Below are 20225 nucleotides of genomic sequence, written 5' to 3' on the forward strand. Positions count from 1 at the left end.
GTGAGGGGAAGATGGTCACTCTCGTCAGTGCGGCGAACGGTAGCCTACACGAGCACGAACAACGAGAGTCATGAAGGCGACGACGGCGAAAGACCCCGCGCTGTAGGCCACCTCGACCCTCGTGCGCAGCTCCAGCGAGCTGAACGTGACCGCCAGCAGCACGGCCGTGCCGAACACCCACGCCATGAGCTGCTTGCGCGCCCCGCCACTGGTCAGCAGGGCCTGGCCGAGAACCATCGCCAGCATGTACAGCGTCGTCCCGAGGGACAGCCACGCGAAGTCGACGGCCGTCAGCACGTCCGGCGCCCCGAACAGCGCGGGCAGCAGCAGCGGGCCGAGCGCGGTCGCGCCGATCCCGCCCGCCACCCCCAGGCTGCCGGTGATCGTCGCCGCCCGCACCAGCAGCCGCCGGTACCCGGTCCAGTCGCCCTCCGCCGCCGCCGAGGAGAGCCCGGCCAGCAGGGACACCTGGAACGCCCCGAACACGAACAGCGGGACGCGGGCCAGGACCAGCGCCGACAGCAGCGCCGCGACCAGCGCGTCGTCGTTCGTGGAGATCAGCTTCGTGCTGATCACCGCGATGTTCACCAGCACCTGCGCCAGCAGCGTCGAACCCACCAGCAGACCGAGGTGCTCGATGAGATCCCGCCAGTGCGCCGGGGAGCCGTGGTGGCTGCCGCGCAGCACCGGACGGATCGTGAGGAGGACGGCGATCAGCGGGGAGACCGTGAGGACGGCCGCGAACGCGAACACCGACTTCACGCCGGCCACCGCGAGGACACCCGGCAGGACGATCCTCAGCAGGCCGTCCAGCCCGAGCTGGGTGCCGTACGCCTGGAACCTGCCGAGACCGGCGAGGACGCCACGCGTCACATAGGCGACCGCGAGGGCCGCGAAGGCGCCGCCCAGGGCGAGGACGAGGCTCTCGTCGCCGTGGAAGAAGACGTCCGCGACCTTCCCCGCGAAGACCGCGAGGGGGATCAGCACCGCCGCCAGGAGCCCGAGGGACAGCACCGCGCCCCGGCGCAGCACCGGCGCCACCCCGTCGCCGTGCACCGTGCGGGACGCGACGAGGCGGGTGATCTCCTGCTCGACCGGGAAGAACAGGCCGAGCCCGATGGACGACACGACCGTCCACAGCACGGAGAAGCTCGCCATGTCGTCGACGTCGAGCGTGTGCCCGGCCGCCGCGAGGTGGACGTAGCTCGCGACGCCGAGCAGCGCCGTCCCGGCACCGACGAACGCGGTGCCGGTCGGCAGGGCGGTGGTGATGCGGTCCAGAAGACTCACGCGAGCACCTTCAGCGCCTGGGCCAACTGGTCCTTCCAGTAAGGCTGTTCGGCGATCCCGGCGGCGGCCCAGCGGTCGTGCGCCAGGACGCTGTACGAGGGGCGGCGGGCCGGGCGGACGAACTTCTCGGACGTCGTCGGCCGCACCCGCTCCGGGTCCAGACCGGACAGCTCGTAGGCCGCGCGGGCCAGGTCGAACCAGGTCGCGGTGCCGGAGGCGGTGCCGTGGTAGACGCCTGCGGGAGCGTTGCCGGAGCCCAGGGCCGCGATCTGCTCGGCCAGGGCGACCGTCCACGTCGGCTGACCGCGCTGGTCGTCGACCACCTCGACGGTCTCCCGCGTCTCCGCCAGCTTCAGCATCGTCGACACGAAGTTCCGGCCGTGCGCCCCGTACAGCCACGCCGTGCGCACGACATAACCCGTGTCCGGCAGCAGAATCCTCACCGCATCCTCACCGACCAGCTTCCCGCGCCCGTAGGCGTTCAGGGGAGCCGTGGGGGAGTCGTGCCGGTAGGGCTCGGTCGCGTCGCCCGCGAAGACGTAGTCCGTGGAGACCTGGATCAGCCGGGCACCGGCGGGCGCGCACGCCTCGGCCAGCACGCGGACGGCCTCCCCGTTCACGCGGGTCGCCGCGGCCTCGTCCGCCTCGGCGCCGTCGACGTCGGTCCACGCGGCGGCGTTCACGACGACGTCGTGGCCCGCGACGGCCTCCCGGACGGCGGCCGGGTCGGTGATGTCCAGGTCGGCCCTGGTCAGCGCGGTGACGTCACCGCTTATCGTCTCGACGAGGTCCCGGCCGAGCATCCCGCCCGCACCGGTGATCAGCCAGCGCGTCATGCCGGGAGCGCCGCCTTCGCCTTGAGCGGCTCCCACCAGGCGCGGTTGTCGCGGTACCACTGGACCGTGTCGGCGAGCCCCTGCTCGAAGGTCACCTGCGGCTCGTAGCCCAGCTCGCTGCGGATCTTCTCGATCGACAGGGAGTAGCGCAGGTCGTGCCCGAGCCGGTCCGTGACGTGCTCCACGCTGTCCCAGCCCGCCCCGCACGCGTCCAGCAGCAGACCCGTCAGCTCCTTGTTGGTCACCTCGGTGCCGCCGCCGATGTGGTAGACCTCACCGGCCCGCCCACCGCGCAGCACCAGCTCGATGCCCCGGCAGTGATCGGAGACGTGCAGCCAGTCACGGATGTTCAGACCCTCGCCGTACAGCGGGACCTTCTTGCCGTCCAGCAGGTTCGTCGTGAACAGCGGGATCATCTTCTCCGGGAAGTGGTACTGCCCGTAGTTGTTCGAGCACCGGGTGACGACGACGTCCATGCCGTGCGTGCGGTGGTACGACAGGGCCAGCAGGTCGGAGCCCGCCTTCGACGCCGAGTACGGGGAGTTCGGGGCCAGCGGCCAGTCCTCCGTCCAGGAACCCTCGCTGATCGAGCCGTACACCTCGTCCGTGGAGACGTGCACGAACCGGCCCACGCCGTGCCGCTTGGCGGCGTCCAGCAGGACCTGCGTGCCCAGCACGTTCGTCGTGACGAAGGGGGAGGAGTCCGCGATCGAGCGGTCCACGTGCGACTCGGCCGCGAAGTGGACGACCGCGTCCTGGCCGCGCATCACGTCGTCCACCGTGGCGAAGTCGCGGATGTCGCCCTGGACGAACGTGTAGCCCGCCTTGTCCGCCACCGGGGCCAGGTTCTCCTGGTTGCCGGAGTAGGTCAGGTTGTCGAGCACCGTGACCTGCGCGCCCTCACCTGAGGGCAACTCGTTCAGAAGGAGGGCCCGTACGAACTGTGACCCGATGAATCCGGCGCCGCCGGTGACAAGAATCCTCATAAGAACCCGCATTCTAGGCCGTCGGGGTGGGTACTGTTCCGCGCCTGTTGTCGCGGTGTTTGTTGTGCGAACTGTGCCCGACGAGGACGGCGCGGGGACAATCGGGGGTCCCGGGCTGCCGTAGGGTGCTACTCCATGCGTGGAATTCTGCTTGCCGGTGGTACCGGTTCCCGACTGTGGCCGATCACCCGTGCGGTGTCGAAACAGCTCATGCCGGTCTTCGACAAGCCGATGATCTACTACCCGCTGACCACCCTCGTGCTGGCCGGCCTGCGGGACATCATGGTCATCACCGGCCCGGACGAACGCCCCCAGTTCGAGCGGCTCCTCGGCGACGGCTCCGACTGGGGCCTCAACATCCAGTTCGCGACCCAGGACCAGCCCAACGGCATCGCCGAGGCGTTCCTCATCGCCGAGGACTTCATCGGGGACGAGCCCGTCGCCCTCATCCTCGGCGACAACATCTTCCACGGCGTCGGCCTCGACCGGCAGCTCTCCGACTACGCCGACCCCGAGGGCGGCGTCGTCTTCGCGCACGCCGTCTCCGACCCGACCGCGTACGGCGTCGTCGACTTCGACGAGAACGGCATCGCCCGCTCCATCGAGGAGAAGCCGGCCGAGCCGAAGTCCCGCTACGCCGTCCCCGGGCTCTACTTCTACGACAGCCGTGTCGTCGAGGTCGCCAAGGGCCTCAAGCCGAGCGCGCGCGGCGAGCTGGAGATCACCGACGTCAACCGGTACTACCTCGAACGCGGCGAACTCCAGGTCTCCGTCCTCGACCGGGGCACCGTCTGGCTCGACACCGGCACCTTCCAGTCCCTCGTCCAGGCCTCCGAGTTCGTCCGGGTCGTCGAGGAACGCCAGGGCATGAAGATCGGCTGCCTGGAGGAGGCCGCCTGGCGGGCCGGGTTCATCGACGACGACCAGCTCCGCGCCCTCGCCGAGCCGCTGACCAAGAGCGGTTACGGCGACTACCTGCTCGACCTGCTGAAGTACGGCGCCTGAGAGGACCTGGCATGAAGGTCAACCCCCTGTCCATCGAAGGCGCCTGGGAGTTCGTGCCCCGTCAGTTCGGCGACTCCCGCGGCATGTTCATGGAGCTGTACAAGGCCGAACGCCTGGAAGAGACGGTCGGCCACGCGCTCGACCTGAGGCAGGCCAACCTCTCCGTCTCGGCAGCCGGAGTCGTGCGCGGCATCCACTTCGCCGACGTCCCGCCGAGCCAGGCCAAGTACGTCACCTGCGTCAAGGGCGCGGTCCTGGACGTCATCGTGGACATCCGCGTCGGCTCCCCGACTTTCGGCCAGTGGGAGGGCGTCCGCCTCGACGACGAGTCCCGCAACGCCGTCTACCTCTCCGAGGGCCTCGGCCACGGCTTCTGCGCCCTCACCGAGGGGGCCACGGTGACGTACCTGTGCTCCGAGGGGTACGCGCCGCAGCGGGAACGCGGGCTGCACCCCCTGGACGCGGAGATCGGCGTGCAGTGGCCGGTGACGGGCGAGCCGGAACTGTCGGCGAAGGACGCGGAGGCCCCGACGCTGGCGGAGGCGCTGGAGCTGGGGATTCTGCCGAGGTACGAGGACTGCGTGGCGTACCGGAAGTCCTTGACCGCACTCTGAAACCGGGGCGCACCACCCCCCACCCCTCCCGTACATTGCGAACCCGGTGCCGTACAGCAGAAGGACGACGCACGTGACAAGGCAACGGGTCGCAGACGCTCGCCGGATCGTGGTGAAGGTGGGTTCTTCCTCCCTCACCACCGCCGCCGGAGGCCTGGACGCCGACAGAGTCGACGCCTTGGTCGACGTCCTGGCCAAGACCCGCAGCGGCGGCGAGAAGGAGATCGTCCTCGTCTCCTCGGGGGCCATCGCGGCCGGCCTCGCCCCGCTGGGCCTGCGCCGCCGCCCCAAGGATCTGGCCCGCCAGCAGGCGGCGGCGAGTGTCGGCCAGGGCCTCCTCGTCGCCCGCTACACCGCGAGCTTCGCCCGCTACGGCGTCCGCGTCGGCCAGGTCCTGCTGACCAGCGACGACATGAGCCGCCGGGCCCACCACCGCAACGCGTCCCGCACGCTGGACAAGCTCCTGGCGATGGGCGCGTTCCCGGTCGTCAACGAGAACGACACGGTCGCCACGGACGAGATCCGCTTCGGCGACAACGACAGGCTCGCCGCGCTGGTGGCCCACCTCGTCCACGCCGACCTCCTCGTCCTCCTCTCGGACGTGGACGGCGTGTACGACGGCGACCCGAGCAAGCCGGGCACGTCGAGGATCTCGGAGGTGCACGGCCCGCAGGATCTCGCGCACGTCGAGATCGGCAGCACCGGCAAGGCGGGTGTCGGCACCGGCGGCATGGTCACCAAGGTCGAGGCCGCCAGGATCGCGGCGGCGGCCGGCATCCCCGTCGTCCTGACCAGCGCGGTCTTCGCGGCGGAGGCGCTCACCGGCGGCGACACGGGCACCTACTTCCACCCGGCCGGGAAACGCTCAGCGGACCGTTTGCTCTGGCTCCAGCACGCCTCCACCCCCCAGGGCTCGCTGACCCTGGACGACGGCGCGGTGCAGGCGGTCGTGGAGCGCCGCACCTCCCTGCTGCCGGCCGGGATCGCGGCGGTGGAGGGTGACTTCAGCGCCGGGGACCCCGTCGAGCTGCGGGACGCGCAGGGGCGGGCCGTGGCGCGGGGCCTGGTGAACTTCGACGCGAAGGAGATCCCGCAACTGCTCGGCAGGTCGACGCGGGAACTGGCGAAAGAGCTGGGGGCGGCGTACGAGCGGGAGGTCGTGCACCGGGACGACCTGGTGGTGCTGGCCCAGCGCTGAGTTCGGGCCCTGAGAGGCGTGCGGGACGGGAACGGGGGCACGAGAGTCACGTACGACTGTCACCTTGTCGTACGAGGTGCCCGGCGGGCATTCGAACGGCTCCCGTACCGCTCGGGGACGTTCCGTGAAAGTGGCCCGCGGCAGGCTGCGGCCTGCTCAACTGGGTTCCAGGTACAACCCTGTCGAGGAGGCCGCCGTGAGCCGAGTGCGCCCCGGGCCGACGGCCCGTGGGGGACTGACCAGCGTCGCGGCGGGCGACAGCTTCCCGGAGCCGAAGGAGCTGCCCCGCCTGTGGCACGTCACCCTCAGCGTCTCCGGCGCCCCGGTCCCCGTGACGGACCTCAGACGAGGTCTGGAACAGCTCGCCCACGACCACCCCTTCCTCCTGACCAGCCGCTACGCCGGCGACCACGCCGAGATCCGCTACTGGGAGGAGGCCCGCGACCTCCACGACGCCGCCGCCGTCGCCCTGCGCCTGTGGGGCGAACACCGCCAGAGCGCCGGCCTGCCCTCCTGGGAGATCGTCGGCCTGGAGGTCATCGGCCGCGAGACCTACCACCAACGAGTGGCCGAGGGCTACGGCCCCTCCCCGGCGACACCGGTCGGCGTCCACCCCTTCTGACGGCCGTCTCGCGGTGTGGACGACGAGATGGACGCCCTCTCGCGGAGCACTACGCTTCCCCCATGACCACGCTCTCCCCGTACGACGCCATGTCCCCGGTCATCGAGGCCGCCTACCGGGCCAAGGCCGCCGCCGCCGACCTCGCGCCGCTGCCGAGGGCCGCCAAGGACGACGCGCTGCTCGCGATCGCGGACGCGCTCGAAGTGCGCACGGCGGAGATCGTCGAGGCGAACGCGGAGGACGTGGCGCGGGCGCGGGAAGCCGGGACGAGCGAGTCGGTCATCGACCGGCTGACGCTGACGCCGGAGCGGATCCGGGCCATCGCGTCCGATGTCCGGGACGTCGTCGCGCTGCCCGACCCGGTCGGCGAGGTCGTGCGCGGATCGACTCTCCCCAACGGGATCGACCTGCGCCAGGTGCGGGTGCCGCTCGGGGTCGTCGGCATCATCTACGAGGCCCGGCCGAACGTGACGGTCGACGCCGCCGCCCTCTGCCTCAAGTCCGGCAACGCCGTCCTGCTGCGCGGCTCGGGCTCCGCGTACTCCTCGAACTCGGCGCTCGTGCGGGTCCTGCGCGACGCGGTCGGCGGCTCGGGGCTGCCCGCCGACGCCGTCCAGCTCGTGCCGGGCGAAAGCCGGGACTCCGTACGGGAGTTGATGCGGGCGCGCGGACTCGTCGACGTCCTCATCCCGCGCGGCGGCGCCTCCCTGATCCAGACCGTCGTCGCCGAGTCGACCGTCCCCGTCATCGAGACCGGCACCGGCAACTGCCACGTCTACGTCGACGCGCACGCCGACCTCGACATGGCCGTCGACATCCTCATCAACTCCAAGGCCCAGCGCGTCAGCGTCTGCAACTCCGCCGAGACCCTCCTCGTCCACCAGGACATCGCCCCCGAGTTCCTCCCCCGCGCCCTCGACGCCCTCGCGGAGGCCGGGGTGACCGTCCACGCCGACGAACGGGTCATGGCGTACGCGAAGGAGTCGAAGGCGACGGTCGTGGAGGCCACCGCCGAGGACTGGGAGACGGAGTACCTGTCGTACGACATCGCCGCCGCCGTCGTCGACTCGCTGGAGAAGGCCGTCGAGCACATCCGGCTGTGGACCTCCGGGCACACCGAGGCGATCGTCACCACCTCCCAGCAGGCCGCCCGCCGCTTCACCCAGCTGGTCGACTCGACGACCGTCGCCGTGAACGCCTCCACCCGCTTCACGGACGGCGGCCAGTTCGGCTTCGGCGCGGAGATCGGCATCTCCACCCAGAAGCTGCACGCCCGAGGCCCGATGGGCCTGCCCGAGCTGACCAGCACGAAGTACATCGTCACCGGGGACGGCCACATCCGTTAGCCGGCCGCCTCACGTGAGAGGCGTCTCATCGGGTGGCCGGATATCCATACCGTCTGCCCAAAAGGACCCCCCAGGTCTACTCTGGAGAAATGCCGGAGGACGTGGGGGGCACGCCGTTTCCTGACGGCGGACAGCCCGACGACGACCACGACCGCGGGGTGTCGGACGAAGAGTTCGCCTCCGTGGTCTTCGACGAGGCATTCGTCAAGGCGGCGGAGTTCCACGAACCCACCGCCGTCGAACGCCTCCTGGCCGCCGCCGAGGCGAGAGCCGAGGCAGAGGCGGAATCCCGCCGCACCAGACCCCGCACCGACCGCGCCGACCGGTACGACGACGGCTTCGGCCCGGCGGACCGCCGCGCCGCGGACGACCTCGACGACCTGGACGACCCCGAGGTCCTCGACGCCCGCTACGGCGCCCCCGCCTCGTACGGCTTCTACGGGACGTACGGCAAACAGGTCCGCTGGCACCGCCCCGTCGCCTGGATGCTCGCCATCGTGATGGGCATCGGCATGGTCGCGCTCGCCTTCACCGCCGTCTACCGGGGCTCCTCCTCGGGCGCCGGCAGCCGACAGGCCCCGCCCGCCTCGACCGGCGCCGACGCCACCCCGCCGGGGGCCGCCGAGCAGCTCCCGTCGGCCGTCCCGGTGCTGCCGCGCACGCCGTGAGCGTCGGCTGAGAACCCGTCAGAAGTTGTCCTGCGACAGGGCGTTTACCCGAGGCTCCTGAGACCTACTCTGAAGGTATGGGCGGGCCTGGAGACCCACCGGAGGGGACACCCGAGGGCGCCCCCGCCGGTGGAGAGGACGAGTACCGATCCGTCGTCTTCGACGAGTCGTTCGTCCGCGCTGCCCGCCTCCAGGAGTACTCCGCGCGGGAGCGCATGGGCGACCACGCGCCCGCCGTCCGCCGCCGCCCCGTGCCGCTGCGCCGGGGACTGTCCCGGCAGGCCGTCGCCCTCGTCCTGCTGATCATGATCGCCTTCGGTACGGCGATCTACATGAGCGTCCGCAGCCCCTACCAGTCACCGGCCGCCCGGCGCGCGGTCGAGCCGCTGCGGATGACGGTCGTCCCGCTCGCCCCGCAGAGCGCGGTGCCCGGCGCCGCCGACGCCGCGGTCCTCTACGCGCACAGCCCCGCCCGGAACTTCCGCGTCGGCGCCGACGGCATCACGCTGCCGGCCGCCCGGCGCACCGAGCACTTCTCCGAGAGCCAGATCATCACCGCGCTGACCACGGCCAAGGAGTACATCGTCCGCTCCGCGCTCTACCCCGAGGTCGTCCTCGGGCAGCAGATCCGCGCGCCCCGGGTGCTCGTCGACTCCGAGCAGCTCGACCAGTTCGACGCGAGCTTCTCGCACCCCTCCGCCGACGGCCTGCACGCCCCGACCGGCTGGGTCGTCCGCTTCGACCCCGGGCAGGTACGCCTCGCCGACCCCGGGATCCGCGTCCGAGGCACCCTCGGCATCGCCGAGACCGACTCCGAGACGCTGGAGGTGACGGCGGACCACACCTTCGTCTATGCCCTGCGGCCCGCCGCCCCTGGTGTTGCCCGGATCTCCCTGTTCACCGTCCGCCGCGAACTGCACTTCCGGTTCGACCACGAGGACTTGCGGCTGCGGCAGACGCAGGTGTTGGTGTCGCAGGTCCAGGCGGGGCCGCTCGCCTGCTCCTCGGACGCCGTGGGCTATCTGCGCCCGCTGCTGGCCGGCCGGACCGCGGGAACGGCCGGGCCGGCCGGAACGGACCCGTACGAGACGGGAACCACAGCGGCGCTGTGCGGAACGCTGGCGGGGAGCGCCCTGCCAAGGACGTGAAGTACTACTCGTCCCGTTCCGTGTCTTCCTGCGTCCGATCCTTCGTGGGCGTCGACGTCCGGCCCCCGCCACCGGTGAACCCTCGACGAACCCGCCCGCCGAGATCCCCGGCGCCACCCGCGATATCCGTGACCAGCTTCATCAGCGGGTCCTTGGAGTTCTTCACGTCAGAGGCATAGCTCGCGGCGGACTCCCGGAAGGAGTCCGTCACCGAGGTGTTCCGGTCCTCCGAGCGCCGCGGGTAGTGACCGTCCAGGATCCGCTGGTAGTCCCGGGACTCGGCCCACTTCTTCAGCTCGGCCGCGCGGACCGTCGTGAAGGGGTGGGAGCGGGGCAGGACGTTCAGGATCTTCAGGACCGAGTCGCGCAGGTCGCCGCCCTCCTCGTACTCCTCGGCCTGCTTCAGGAACGCGTCCACGTTCATCTCGTGGAGGTGGTTGCCGCCCGCGATCTTCATCAGGCCGCGCATGGACGCCGTGAGGTCCTGGCCGACCAGCAGACCGGCCCGGTCCGCGGACAGCTCGGACTTGCGGAACCACTCCCGCAGCGCCGTCACGATCGCCATGATCGCGATGTTGCCGAGGGGGATCCAGGCGACCCTCAGGGCGAGGTTCGTCAGGAACAGCAGGATCGTGCGGTACACGGCGTGGCCCGAGAGGGCGTGGCCCACCTCGTGGCCGATGACCGCGCGCATCTCCTCCTCGTCGAGGAGTTCGACGAGGCCGGTGGTGACCACGATGATCGGCTCGTCGAGACCGATGCACATCGCGTTCGGCTGCGGGTCCTGGTTGACGTACATCGGCGGGACCTTCTCCAGGTCCAGGATGTAACAGGCGTCCCGCAGCATGTCGTTGAGGTGGGCGAACTGCTGGTCCGAGACGCGGACCGAGTCGGAGAGGAACAGCAGGCGCAGGCTGCGCTCCGGGAGGAGGCCGCTCAGCGCCTTGAACACCGTGTCGAAGCCGCTCAGCTTGCGCAGGGCGACCAGGGCGGAACGGTCGGCGGGGTGTTCGTAGGCACGTGAGGAGATCTCCGGGAATCGCCTGCGCTGCCTGCTGGGCACGTTCTCGTGCCCGCCCTGCTCTTGGCCTTCGGACATGTCATCCCCCAGTGCGATGGTGAGTGCGCTCTGTATGACGGGGCTCGCTTGCCGCCCCTTTGCGGACCCTTGTGCGGGCCTTTGTGCCCCCGAGGCTGTGGCCAGCCTAGGCGGAGTTACCGTGGACGGGCACTACGTCTAAGGAGTCCCGCACCATGGAGCACAACCCCGCAGCCTGGCTCGCCGCTGCCGCCGCCGACCAGCAGGGGCCGGGGAACCTGCTCCGGATCGTGCTGCTCGTGATGGTCGTGGGCTGTGTGCTGACGGGCTGGTTCCTGCTGCGGGGCTACAAGCGGAAAGACGACTGACGCACCGCGAAAGTTCCCCGCACCGGTTCCCCGCTTTCTTCGGATGGCGGAGTCGGGGTGATCGCCGGAAGACCCTCCCCTTACGATGGGCCGACGCCTTTATACCGCCCTCACAGGAATAGGTCCTGACGAAGATGAGCCTCCACAGCACCGCAGTTCAGTTGGTCACGCTCGCCGCCGAGGGCGAAGAGCACGGCGGTAATCACGAGAGCCTGAACCCGCTGGTCACCGGTGGTGCGGCGTTCGTCATCCTGCTGCTCCTGCTGTGGGTCACGACCCGCTTCAACCGCGACCGCTGAGCCACCCGGCCGGACCTCTCGCACGAGGCCGGTAGGGTCTGCCGCATGGGAGAGCAGGACATGCCTACCGGCCCGTCGAACCCGGGCAGGCGTCGCCTCGGCGTCATGGGCGGGACGTTCGATCCGATCCACCACGGACACCTCGTGGCGGCCAGTGAGGTCGCCGCGGCGTTCCAGTTGGACGAGGTCGTGTTCGTCCCGACCGGCCAGCCCTGGCAGAAGAGCCACCGCGCGGTCTCCCCGGCGGAGGACCGCTACCTGATGACGGTCATCGCGACCGCCGAGAACCCCCAGTTCTCGGTCAGCCGCATCGACATCGACCGAGGCGGCCCGACGTACACCGTCGACACCCTGCGCGACCTGCGCGCGCTCAACCCGGACACCGACCTGTTCTTCATCACCGGTGCCGACGCCCTCGCCCAGATCGTCACCTGGCGCGACACGGACGAGCTGTTCGGCCTCGCCCACTTCATCGGCGTCACCCGCGTGGGCTACCACCTCGCCGACCCCGGCCTGCCCGACGGCATCGTCTCCCTCGTCGAGGTTCCGGCGCTCGCCATCTCCTCCACCGACTGCCGCGCGCGCGTCGCCAAGGGCGACCCCGTCTGGTATCTGGTGCCGGACGGCGTCGTGCGCTACATCGACAAGCGCGAGCTGTACCGCGGCGAGTGAGGCGAGCGAGCGAAGAGGGGCACCGGTGAACAACCGATACGACGCGGACCAGTCCGACGACGAGGAGACCCCGTACGTCGTCGTCGGCTACGACGACTACGGCCGTCCCGTCTACGGCCGCCCCCAGCAGCAACAGGTGCCCCAGCAGCAGGCGTACGACCCGTACGCGGGCCAGCAGAGCCAGCAGGGGCAGGGGTACGACTACTACGGGCAGCAGCAGTACGGCCAGCAGGGCTACGGGTACGACCCCTACGGGACCGCCGGCCAGGCGGCACCCCCGTACGACCCCTACTACGGGCAGCAGGCGGCTCAGGTGGGCCAGGACGCCGAGCAGGCGACCGCCACCGCCTACATCCCGCAGCAGACGGCCCCCACCGCCCCCGAACCCGAAGCCGCCGAACCGGCCGCCCCCGCCGCGCCCCCCGCTCCTGTCTCCGGCGAAGACGGGAAACCCGAGCAACGGGAGTACCAGACCGAGCAGTTCGCGTTCGTGGAGCAGCCCGACGGGGACTCCGAGGACGTCATCGACTGGCTGAACTTCACGGAGAACCGCACCGAGCGGCGTGAGGAGGCCAAGCGGCGGGCCAAGAGCCGGCTGGTCGCCCTGGCCGTCGTCATGGCGCTGGTCGTCGTCGGAGGCGTCGGCTACCTCTGGTCCGCGGGCAAGATCCCCGGCCTGTCCTCCTCGGACTCCGAGGCCACCGCGACGACCGGGGGCGCCGCCCAGAAGCGGGACGTCGTGGTCGTCCACCTGCACGACACCGCGAAGGGCGGCACCTCCACGCTGCTCCTCGTCGACAACACCACCGCGAAGCGCGGCACGACCGTCCTGCTCCCCAACTCCCTGGTCGTGACCAAGGACGACGGCAGCAGCACGACCCTCGCGAAGTCCGTCGACGACGACGGCTCGGCCGGCACCCGCGACGCCCTCGACACCGTCCTCGGCACCAGCATCGAGGGGACCTGGCGCCTCGACACCCCCTACCTCCAGAACCTCGTCGACCTCGTCGGCGGCATCGAGGTGACCACCGACACGACCGTCCCGGACCCGGCGTCGAAGAAGGGCGAGGCGCTCGTCAACAAGGGCGAGAACCAGTCGCTGAGCGGCAAGATGGCCGTCGCCTACGCCACCTACCGGGGCGAGGAGGAGCCGCAGGACGCGCAGCTCGCGCGGTTCGGGCAGGTCGTGCAGGGGGTGCTGCGCAAGGTCTCCACCGACGCGCAGGCCGCCACCGTCACCGTCCAGACCCTCGCGCAGATCCTCGACCCGTCCCTGACGGACAAGGACCTCGGCGCGTTCCTCGCGGGGCTCGCCTCGCTCGCCAAGGGCGGCGACTACAAGACGGAGACCCTGCCGGTCCAGAAGGACGGCACGCTCAGCGCGGAGGCCGGTTCCGGCATCGTCAAGGCCGTCCTCGGCGGCACCGCGAAGAGCCCGGACCCGGACGCCGCCGTCCGCGTCTCCGTGCGGAACGCGTCCGGCAAGAAGTCCGACTCCGAGGACGTCCGGATCGTCCTGCTCAACGGCGGCTTCACCGTCCTCGACGGCGGCGCCGCCGCCTCCACCGCCGGTGCCACGTCCGTCACCTACGCCGACGACGCCGACAAGAACAACGCCGTCGAGGTCGCCAAGACGCTCGGCCTCAAGGAGTCGGTGGTGAAGAAGTCCGCGGAGGCGTCCAGCGCGGACGTGACGGTCGTGCTGGGGAAGGACTACAAGCGGTCGACACCGTGATCTCCGGGCCGTGAGACCCTTGGGGGGTACACGACCGCCTAGGGAAAGCCGTGCAGTGACCGCCACCGACCGTTCTCTTCAGCTCATCTCGGCCGCCGCACAGGCGGCGGCCGACAAGCTCGCGCACGACATCATCGCCTACGACGTGAGCGATGTGCTGTCGATCACGGACGCCTTCCTGCTGGCGTCGGCGCCCAACGACCGGCAGGTCAAGTCGATCGTCGACGAGATCGAGGAGCGGCTCAGCAAGGAGCTCGGCGCGAAGCCGGTGCGCCGCGAGGGCGACCGCGACGCCCGCTGGATCCTGCTCGACTACGTCGACATCGTCGTCCACGTCCAGCACAGCGAGGAGCGGGTCTTCTACGCCCTGGAGCGGCTGTGGAAGGACTGCCCCGAGCTGGAGCTGCCCGAGGAGGCGAAGGCGACGCGCGGCAAGGCGGAGGAGCACGCCAAGCTCCAGGCGGCCGAGGAAGCGGACGGTGAGTGGTGAGCGCGACGGGTGAGGTCAGCGACGGCAGGACGGGGCGCGGACGCCGGGTCATCCTGTGGCGGCACGGCCAGACCGCGTGGAACGTGGAGCGCCGCTTCCAGGGCACGACGGACGTCGCGCTGACGCAGACCGGTGTCTCCCAGGCCCGCCGCGCCGCCCGGCTCCTCGCCTCCCTGAAGCCGGACGCGATCGTCGCCTCCGACCTCTCCCGCGCCGCCGACACGGCCGCCGAACTGGGCGCGCTGACGGGCCTGGAGATCGCCCACGACGAGGCGCTGCGCGAGACGTACGCCGGGGTCTGGCAGGGGCTGACCCACGAGGAGATCGTCGCCCGGTACGGCGAGGAGTACGCCGCGTGGAAGCGTGGCGAGCCCGTGCGCCGGGGTGGCGGCGAGCTGGAGACGGAGGTCGCCGACCGCGCCGCCCCCGTCGTCCTGAGCCATGCCGACAAGCTGCCGGACGGCGGCACGCTCGTCGTGGTCAGCCACGGCGGCACGATCCGCACCACCATCGGCCGGCTCCTCGGTCTCGACTCCGGGAACTGGGAAAGCCTCGGCGGGCTCTCCAACTGCTGCTGGTCGGTCCTCGGTGAGGGCGCGCGCGGCTGGCGGCTCCTTGAGCACAACGCCGGGACGCTGCCGGAGCCGGTCCTCGGCGACGACACCTGATTTCACTTTCCGGCAGGTCGCAGGCTAGAGTTCTTCTTGTTCGCCCGGCCAGCCGGAACGGGAAGAACACAAGGGGCTATAGCTCAGTTGGTAGAGCGCCTGCATGGCATGCAGGAGGTCAGGAGTTCAATTCTCCTTAGCTCCACATTCCGAAGATCCCGTCCCGCAAGGGGCGGGATCTTTTCATGCCGACGCTCCTTTCAGGTGAGCGGTGAGTAGACGACGATCCGGCATTCCGGCATTCCGTCGATCGACAGGGACACCGACGTCACCCGCAGTTCGTCACCCGTGCGCAGCCGGAAGACCTTCACGCGCCGTCCCGGCACCACGACATCCCCCGACGTCCACAGCCGCGCGAACATCGGGCTGGCCTCCGACAGGCGTTCTACGAAGTCCTCCCAGGCGGGTTCCCCGGCATGTGGTCCGTACGCGGAGCGCATGGTGGCGACCATCAGCGGCAACTCCTCGTCCCGGTAGGCGATCGGACACTCCTCCTCCGGCGAGGTGAACAGCCGCCACAGCGCGTTGTACGTGGTCCCCGCGGGAACCGGCTCGGGGAAGAACAGGGCGCGATAGGGGGAGTTGGTGGCGAGGATGTCGTACCGGGCGTTGTAGACCACCGCCGGGCGCGGAGCGAGGGCGTCGAGTATGCACTGGACCTCGGAACCCACGCGGTGGGTGGTCGCCTCCGGGTGGGCCGGGAACGGGACGTCCGCCAGGTGGTAGAGGTGCTCGCGCTCCGGGGGGTCGAGGCGCAGGGTGCGCGCCACCGCGTCCAGCACCTGGGCCGAGGCGTTGATCGGGCGGCCCTGCTCCAGCCACGTGTACCAGGTGACGCCGACGCCGGAGAGCTGGGCGACCTCCTCGCGGCGCAGGCCCGGGGTGCGGCGGCGCAGGCCGGGGGCCATGCCGACGTCGGCCGGGGTGAGGCGGGCGCGTCGGGCGCGCAGGAAGGAGGCGAGTTCCGGGCGGCGCCGGTGTGCTGTCTGTGCCGGCTGCGCTGTCTCCATCGTCGTCACGTCCCCCATCGTCGAACTCCCCGGCGGTTCTTGCCAGGTGGTGTCAGTACCAGCATCGGTGGGCTCTCGGCACCCGTACCGGGCTGGGGTCACGCTCGACGGCATGACCACTACATCACGCCCTTCACCCGCTGCGGCCAGTAAAGGCCACGCCACTGACAACGGCTCCGGCCGACTCCTCGCCGTCGTGCTCGCCGCCCTGTTCATGGCGCTGCTCGACGTCTTCATCGTCAACGTCGCCGCCCCCACGATCGGTACCGACTTCGACGCGTCCGGCGCTCAGCTCCAGCTCGTCGTCGCCGGGTACGCCGTCACGTACTCGGTGCTGCTGATCACCGGCGCCCGGCTCGGCGACCGGTTCGGGCACGGCAGGGTCCACCTCGCCGGGCTCGCGCTGTTCACCGGGGCCTCGCTGGCCTGCGGGCTCGCACCCGGGGTCGGCTGGCTGATCGGGTTCCGGCTGCTCCAGGGCGCCGGGTCGGCGGTGATGATCCCGCAGGTGCTGAGCCTGATCCAGCGGGCGTTCACCGGGGAGGCGCGGATGCGGGCGCTCGGCGTGTACGCGGCGGTCCTCGCGGTCGGGGCGGCGGCCGGGCAGCTGGTCGGCGGGGTGCTGGTCAGCGCCGACCTGTTCGGGACCGGGTGGCGGCCGGTGTTCCTCGTGAACGTGCTGGTCGGGCTGTTCCTGCTCGTCGTGGGCCGGCGGGTGCTGCCGCGCGGGGGCGGCGCCGAGTCCGCGCGCGGGCTCGACAGGACCGGTCAACTCCTGCTCGGGGCCGCCGTCTCGCTCGTCACCGTGCCGCTGGTGCTCGGGCAGGAGGAGGGGTGGCCGGTGTGGGCCTGGCTCTCCATGGGCGTCGGGTGCGCCGTCTTCGCGCTGTTCTGCGTCCACGAGTCGAGGCTCGCCCGGCGCGGGGGCGCTCCGCTCATCGCGCCCCGGGTGCTGCGGCATCCCGGTACCGCGCCGGCCGTCGTCCGGATCGCCGTCGTCATGGCGGTCAACGGAGCCTTCCTGTTCGTCCTCACGCTGCATCTCCAGGCGGGACTGGGATACAGCGCGCTGCGCGCGGGGCTGACGTTCGGGCCGACCGCCGTGGCGTTCGGGGTGGTCGGACTGACCTGGCGGAAGTGGCCGGCCGTGGTGCAACGGGTGATGGTTCCGGGTGGGTTCGTGCTCGTCGCGCTCGCGGTGACCGGGGTGGGACTCGCGCTGCGGGACGGGGACCACGGCGGGGTGGGGGTGTACGCCGGGTACGCGGCCGTCGGAGGCGGACTCGCGATGGCCTACGGGCCGACCCTCACGCGCGCGCTGGCCGCCGTGCGCCCCGAGGACGCGGCGGACGCCAGCGGGCTGCTCGCGACCGTCACACAGCTCGGGCAGCTCATCGGGGTCGCCGGGTTCGGCACACTGTTCCTGAACCGCCTTGAGTCACTTGGGGGGCCTCGGTCGTATACCTCTTCGGAAGCGCTTCTTGCCTGCATGTACGTGCTCGCCGCGGCGGCTGTCGCGGGGGCCGTGTCCGGACTGGTACTGAGGCGTCGCTGACCGTGTCGTCCCGGCCGTGGCAGAATCAAACGGCCGGATGGGAGCGCGGCCCGACGGGAGGGAGCAGTGATGCCTGCGAGCATCCTCGGAGAGGGCGGCCACCTCTCCGACGAGGCGTCCACACGGGACACGGCCACCCGGCTCTCCTGCCCTTCCTGCGGTTCCGCGTTCGTCGCCCAGGTCCTCGGCGACAACGGCGGGATCTCCTACGTGTGCACGGCCTGCGGCCACAGCTGGAGCTGATCGATGGGTGCACACAGGCGGAAGTGCGACTGGTGCGGCAGCGGCACCCCGATCGTCCGCGACATGGAACCCGTGAACCCCGAGTACCAGTACTGGTGCGAGGAGTGCGCGCGGGCGCTGATCATAAAAGGCGACCCCATCGAGACGTACCGCGAGCTGGAGGGCGAACCCATCTACGGACGGCTCCTGGAGGAGCACTGCACCCTCAAGCGGTTCTACTCCTTCGTCACCGCGTAAACCGATTTGGTGGAGCACCCCTGTGACCGTGTAATGTTGGCGTCGCCGCCAGGGAAACCCGGCGGAACACCGCAAGGGGCTATAGCTCAGTTGGTAGAGCGCCTGCATGGCATGCAGGAGGTCAGGAGTTCAATTCTCCTTAGCTCCACATTTCGAAGATCCCGTCCCGCAAGGGGCGGGATCTTCTGCGTTCGGGCCTGACGCGCAGGGGGGTACGCCGAAGGGGCCGCCCTCTTTCAGAGGGCGGCCCCTTCTGTGTGCCTCGGTCAGCGGCCCAGGGCCCGGCGGCCCCGGCCTCCGCCGCCCTCGCGGTTGGAGAGGACCGGGAGGTTCTTCGCGGGGGCCTGGCCCCGGGTGTCCTCCTCGATGCGCAGGGCGAGAGCCGGGCAGCGGCGGACCGCGCGGATGGCCTTCGCCTCGGCGTAGCGGGGGACCTTGGCCTGGGCGACGGTGGGGAAGCCGTCGGCGCCGAGCTGGAAGACCTCGGGGAGGATGTCGGCGCACAGGCCGTGACCCCGGCAGAGGGTCCAGTCGACGAAGATCTTCTGGCGGCTCCCGGAGGTGTCCTCGGCGGGGGCCCCGCTGGTGAGGCCGGCCGGCATGTGGCCTTCCTCGAAGAGCGGCAGGACACCCTCCACGGGCCGCCCGCAGCCGTTGCCGAGGACGTGCGCGGCGAGGTCGTCCGTGAACGCCTTGATGGTCGACTCCAGGAACATCGCGGAGCCGTCGGGGTGCGAGCACGCGCCACGTCGCTTCACGTTGCGGGCGACCTGCTTGAGGGCCTCCAAAGCGGCCGGGCCGCCGCCGTTGAGGATGTCCTCCATACCGCGCGCGGCGGCCGGCAGACCGAGGTAGCAGGGGCCGCACTGCCCCGCGCTCTCGTCGGCCAGCCACTGCGCCACCCGCAGCGACTCGCCCAGCGGGCACGTCTCCTGACTGATCGGCAGGATCGCCCCCGCGCCCAGCGCGCCGCCCACGGCGTCCAGGGAGTTGCGGGAGACGACGGCCTCGTTCACCGTCGCCGCGTCGATCCACTTGCCGTGGTAGCCGCCCGTCAGCACACCCTGCGGGACCGGCGGGGCGCCGGCGAGCTGGAGGACGTACCGCAGGGGGACGCCCGTCGGGACCTCGATGACCATCGGGCGGGCGACCGCGCCGGAGACGGTCAGCATGACGGTGCCCGGCTCGTCGTACAGGCCCGTGTTGCCGTAGCGCTCCGGGCCGATGCGGGCCGCGATGGCGAGCTGGGCGAACGTCTCGGCGTTCGACAGCAGGGTCGGGGCGCCGCCCACGCCGTTCTGCGAGGCGCTGGTCTTGCGGCCGGGCGGGACCGCCGGACCGCCGTCGATCGAGCGGATCAGGGACGCGGCGGCGCCCGTCACCATCCGGATCGGGTTGCGCTGCACGAACGCGCGCAGCGCCGAGCGGCGGCTGTCGCTGAGGCCGCGTTCGGCGAGCGCCGCCTCCATGGAGCGCTGCGTCGACTCCCGGGTGACCCCCACCACGAGCGTGCGGGCACCGAGCGCCTCGGCGCACAGCAGCGCGCCGTCCAGGATGAGGTGCGGGGCACGGTTGATCATCACCGTGTCCTTGCGGCAGGCCGGTTCGTCCTCACTGCCGTTGATGACGACGACCGGGCGGACACCCTTCTTGATCGCCGCGTCCGCGACCGAGCGGAGCTTCTTGTGGAACGGGAAACCCGCCCCGCCGCGCCCCTTGAGGCTGATCCGCTCGGCCAGTTGGGCGAGCTTCTCGCCGCCTATCGGCTCCAGCGGCCCGTGCACCTTCAGATGCATGGGCAGGTCGAGCCGCTCCACAAGGTCGAAGCCCGACGTGAGCTGTGGAAGGCCGACCACGCGGACCTCTGGGACGTCGGGCAGGGCCTCGTTCACCTATAGCCTCCGGAAGGCGTGTTCCAGGCTTCGCCGGAACCGGGCGTGGGGCCCTGGGCGCCGCCGTTGTACGGGTCGTTCGGGTTGGGGTTCTGGCCGGGCTGGGGGGCGCCGTTGTTGTAGACCGGGATGTTGAACCCGGTGTCCTGCATCGGGTCGTACACGGACTGCGGTGCCTCGCCGACCGGCGGAGCGCACCTGGGACATGAGCAGTACGACCCTTCGGCTAACCCCGGAACAGACACGGGAGTTCATCGCCGACGTCCTCCGCGTCTACGAGGAGTACCGGAGCCGCTCCGCCGCC

General features: G+C 70.9%; 22 protein-coding genes, 2 tRNA genes and 1 pseudogene. 18 read left to right on the forward strand and 7 right to left on the reverse strand.

The annotated features are described in order from the left end of the window. Positions 1-24: 24 nt before the first annotated feature. The 3 genes from ACVNF4_RS07835 to rfbB are packed head-to-tail and all read right to left on the reverse strand — an operon-like array spanning position 25 to position 3112. Complete coding sequence (locus ACVNF4_RS07835) at positions 25-1290, reverse strand: lipopolysaccharide biosynthesis protein (RefSeq protein WP_461801958.1); 1266 nt, start codon at positions 1288-1290, stop codon at positions 25-27. Beyond that, positions 1287-2126, reverse strand: coding sequence for a dTDP-4-dehydrorhamnose reductase (gene rfbD, locus ACVNF4_RS07840; protein ID WP_461801959.1), 840 nt, complete (start codon positions 2124-2126; stop codon positions 1287-1289). The genes ACVNF4_RS07835 and rfbD overlap by 4 nt, the downstream gene beginning before the upstream one ends. Beyond that, positions 2123-3112, reverse strand: coding sequence for a dTDP-glucose 4,6-dehydratase (gene rfbB / locus ACVNF4_RS07845; protein WP_461801960.1), 990 nt, complete (start codon positions 3110-3112; stop codon positions 2123-2125). The genes rfbD and rfbB overlap by 4 nt, the downstream gene beginning before the upstream one ends. Before the next feature lie 135 nt (positions 3113-3247). On the opposite strand from rfbB, the gene rfbA reads away from it, so the two are divergent. The 7 genes from rfbA to ACVNF4_RS07880 all read left to right on the forward strand — a co-directional run bounded on the left by rfbA (position 3248) and on the right by ACVNF4_RS07880 (position 9713). Then, complete coding sequence (gene rfbA, locus ACVNF4_RS07850) at positions 3248-4117, forward strand: glucose-1-phosphate thymidylyltransferase RfbA (RefSeq protein ID WP_461801961.1); 870 nt, start codon at positions 3248-3250, stop codon at positions 4115-4117. Between the two features lie 11 nt (positions 4118-4128). Continuing rightward, positions 4129-4731 carry a dTDP-4-dehydrorhamnose 3,5-epimerase gene (rfbC, locus tag ACVNF4_RS07855; RefSeq protein WP_461801962.1) on the forward strand — a complete coding sequence of 201 codons (603 nt, stop codon included), beginning with the start codon at positions 4129-4131 and terminating at the stop codon, positions 4729-4731. A 73-nt stretch (positions 4732-4804) separates the two neighbouring features. Next, a complete protein-coding gene (gene proB / locus ACVNF4_RS07860) occupies positions 4805-5929 on the forward strand; it encodes a glutamate 5-kinase (RefSeq protein ID WP_461801963.1) in 1125 nt (374 codons plus the stop codon). Positions 5930-6125: 196 nt separating this feature from the next. Then, positions 6126-6551 carry a hypothetical protein gene (locus ACVNF4_RS07865; RefSeq protein ID WP_461801964.1) on the forward strand — a complete coding sequence of 142 codons (426 nt, stop codon included), beginning with the start codon at positions 6126-6128 and terminating at the stop codon, positions 6549-6551. 62 nt (positions 6552-6613) lie between these two features. Continuing rightward, positions 6614-7897 carry a glutamate-5-semialdehyde dehydrogenase gene (locus tag ACVNF4_RS07870; RefSeq protein WP_461801965.1) on the forward strand — a complete coding sequence of 428 codons (1284 nt, stop codon included), beginning with the start codon at positions 6614-6616 and terminating at the stop codon, positions 7895-7897. Positions 7898-7986: 89 nt separating this feature from the next. Further along, entirely contained in the window at positions 7987-8565 is a 579-nt protein-coding gene (locus ACVNF4_RS07875) for an SCO2584 family spore wall biosynthesis protein (protein ID WP_461801966.1), read from the forward strand. Positions 8566-8642: 77 nt separating this feature from the next. Then, the gene (locus ACVNF4_RS07880; RefSeq protein ID WP_461801967.1) at positions 8643-9713 is read left to right on the forward strand and encodes an SCO2583 family membrane protein; all 1071 of its coding nucleotides are present in this window, start codon (positions 8643-8645) and stop codon (positions 9711-9713) included. Positions 9714-9717: 4 nt separating this feature from the next. On the opposite strand, the gene ACVNF4_RS07885 is transcribed toward ACVNF4_RS07880, so the two are convergent. Then, the gene (locus tag ACVNF4_RS07885; protein ID WP_461801968.1) at positions 9718-10812 is read right to left on the reverse strand and encodes a M48 family metallopeptidase; all 1095 of its coding nucleotides are present in this window, start codon (positions 10810-10812) and stop codon (positions 9718-9720) included. Between the two features lie 155 nt (positions 10813-10967). Between ACVNF4_RS07885 and ACVNF4_RS07890 the strand changes: the two genes are divergently transcribed. From ACVNF4_RS07890 to ACVNF4_RS07920, 7 genes are all read left to right on the forward strand, one after another. Further along, positions 10968-11120, forward strand: a complete 153-nt coding sequence (locus ACVNF4_RS07890) for a hypothetical protein (protein ID WP_461801969.1) — start codon at positions 10968-10970, stop codon at positions 11118-11120. Between the two features lie 134 nt (positions 11121-11254). Then, entirely contained in the window at positions 11255-11419 is a 165-nt protein-coding gene (locus tag ACVNF4_RS07895; RefSeq protein WP_461801970.1) for a hypothetical protein, read from the forward strand. Positions 11420-11464: 45 nt separating this feature from the next. Further along, a complete protein-coding gene (nadD, locus tag ACVNF4_RS07900; RefSeq protein ID WP_461801971.1) occupies positions 11465-12091 on the forward strand; it encodes a nicotinate-nucleotide adenylyltransferase in 627 nt (208 codons plus the stop codon). Between the two features lie 25 nt (positions 12092-12116). Then, complete coding sequence (locus ACVNF4_RS07905; RefSeq protein WP_461801972.1) at positions 12117-13826, forward strand: LCP family protein; 1710 nt, start codon at positions 12117-12119, stop codon at positions 13824-13826. Positions 13827-13881: 55 nt separating this feature from the next. Continuing rightward, positions 13882-14316, forward strand: coding sequence for a ribosome silencing factor (gene rsfS / locus ACVNF4_RS07910; RefSeq protein ID WP_461801973.1), 435 nt, complete (start codon positions 13882-13884; stop codon positions 14314-14316). Continuing rightward, on the forward strand, positions 14313-14984 hold the full coding sequence (locus ACVNF4_RS07915; RefSeq protein WP_461801974.1) for a histidine phosphatase family protein: 672 nt from the start codon (positions 14313-14315) through the stop codon (positions 14982-14984). The genes rsfS and ACVNF4_RS07915 overlap by 4 nt, the downstream gene beginning before the upstream one ends. A 72-nt stretch (positions 14985-15056) precedes the next feature. Beyond that, positions 15057-15129: transfer RNA gene (locus tag ACVNF4_RS07920), tRNA-Ala, on the forward strand. Between the two features lie 55 nt (positions 15130-15184). Here the strand turns inward: ACVNF4_RS07920 and ACVNF4_RS07925 are convergent. Then, positions 15185-16012, reverse strand: coding sequence for a helix-turn-helix transcriptional regulator (locus tag ACVNF4_RS07925; protein ID WP_461801975.1), 828 nt, complete (start codon positions 16010-16012; stop codon positions 15185-15187). Between the two features lie 94 nt (positions 16013-16106). Here ACVNF4_RS07925 and ACVNF4_RS07930 point away from each other — a divergent pair, with 94 nt between their 5' ends. From ACVNF4_RS07930 to ACVNF4_RS07945, 4 genes are all read left to right on the forward strand, one after another. After that, positions 16107-17549 (forward strand): MFS transporter, encoded by a 1443-nt coding sequence (locus ACVNF4_RS07930; RefSeq protein ID WP_461801976.1) that lies wholly within the window; start codon positions 16107-16109, stop codon positions 17547-17549. A gap of 69 nt (positions 17550-17618) precedes the next feature. Then, positions 17619-17792: a hypothetical protein gene (locus ACVNF4_RS07935; protein WP_461801977.1), complete on the forward strand. Its 174-nt coding sequence runs from the start codon at positions 17619-17621 to the stop codon at positions 17790-17792. 3 nt (positions 17793-17795) lie between these two features. Next, positions 17796-18029, forward strand: coding sequence for a hypothetical protein (locus tag ACVNF4_RS07940; protein WP_053750770.1), 234 nt, complete (start codon positions 17796-17798; stop codon positions 18027-18029). A gap of 75 nt (positions 18030-18104) precedes the next feature. After that, a tRNA-Ala gene (locus tag ACVNF4_RS07945) sits at positions 18105-18177 on the forward strand. Between the two features lie 118 nt (positions 18178-18295). Here the strand turns inward: ACVNF4_RS07945 and ACVNF4_RS07950 are convergent. Both ACVNF4_RS07950 and ACVNF4_RS07955 read right to left on the reverse strand, forming a co-directional pair. Next, on the reverse strand, positions 18296-19921 hold the full coding sequence (locus ACVNF4_RS07950; protein ID WP_461801978.1) for an NADH-ubiquinone oxidoreductase-F iron-sulfur binding region domain-containing protein: 1626 nt from the start codon (positions 19919-19921) through the stop codon (positions 18296-18298). Next, positions 19918-20112, reverse strand: a pseudogene (locus tag ACVNF4_RS07955) (cytochrome b/b6 domain-containing protein); the annotation flags it as partial. The pseudogene ACVNF4_RS07955 and the gene ACVNF4_RS07950, both read right to left, overlap by 4 nt. Between the last annotated feature and the right edge of the window lie 113 nt (positions 20113-20225).

Source organism: Streptomyces sp. S6 (genome assembly GCF_054880855.1).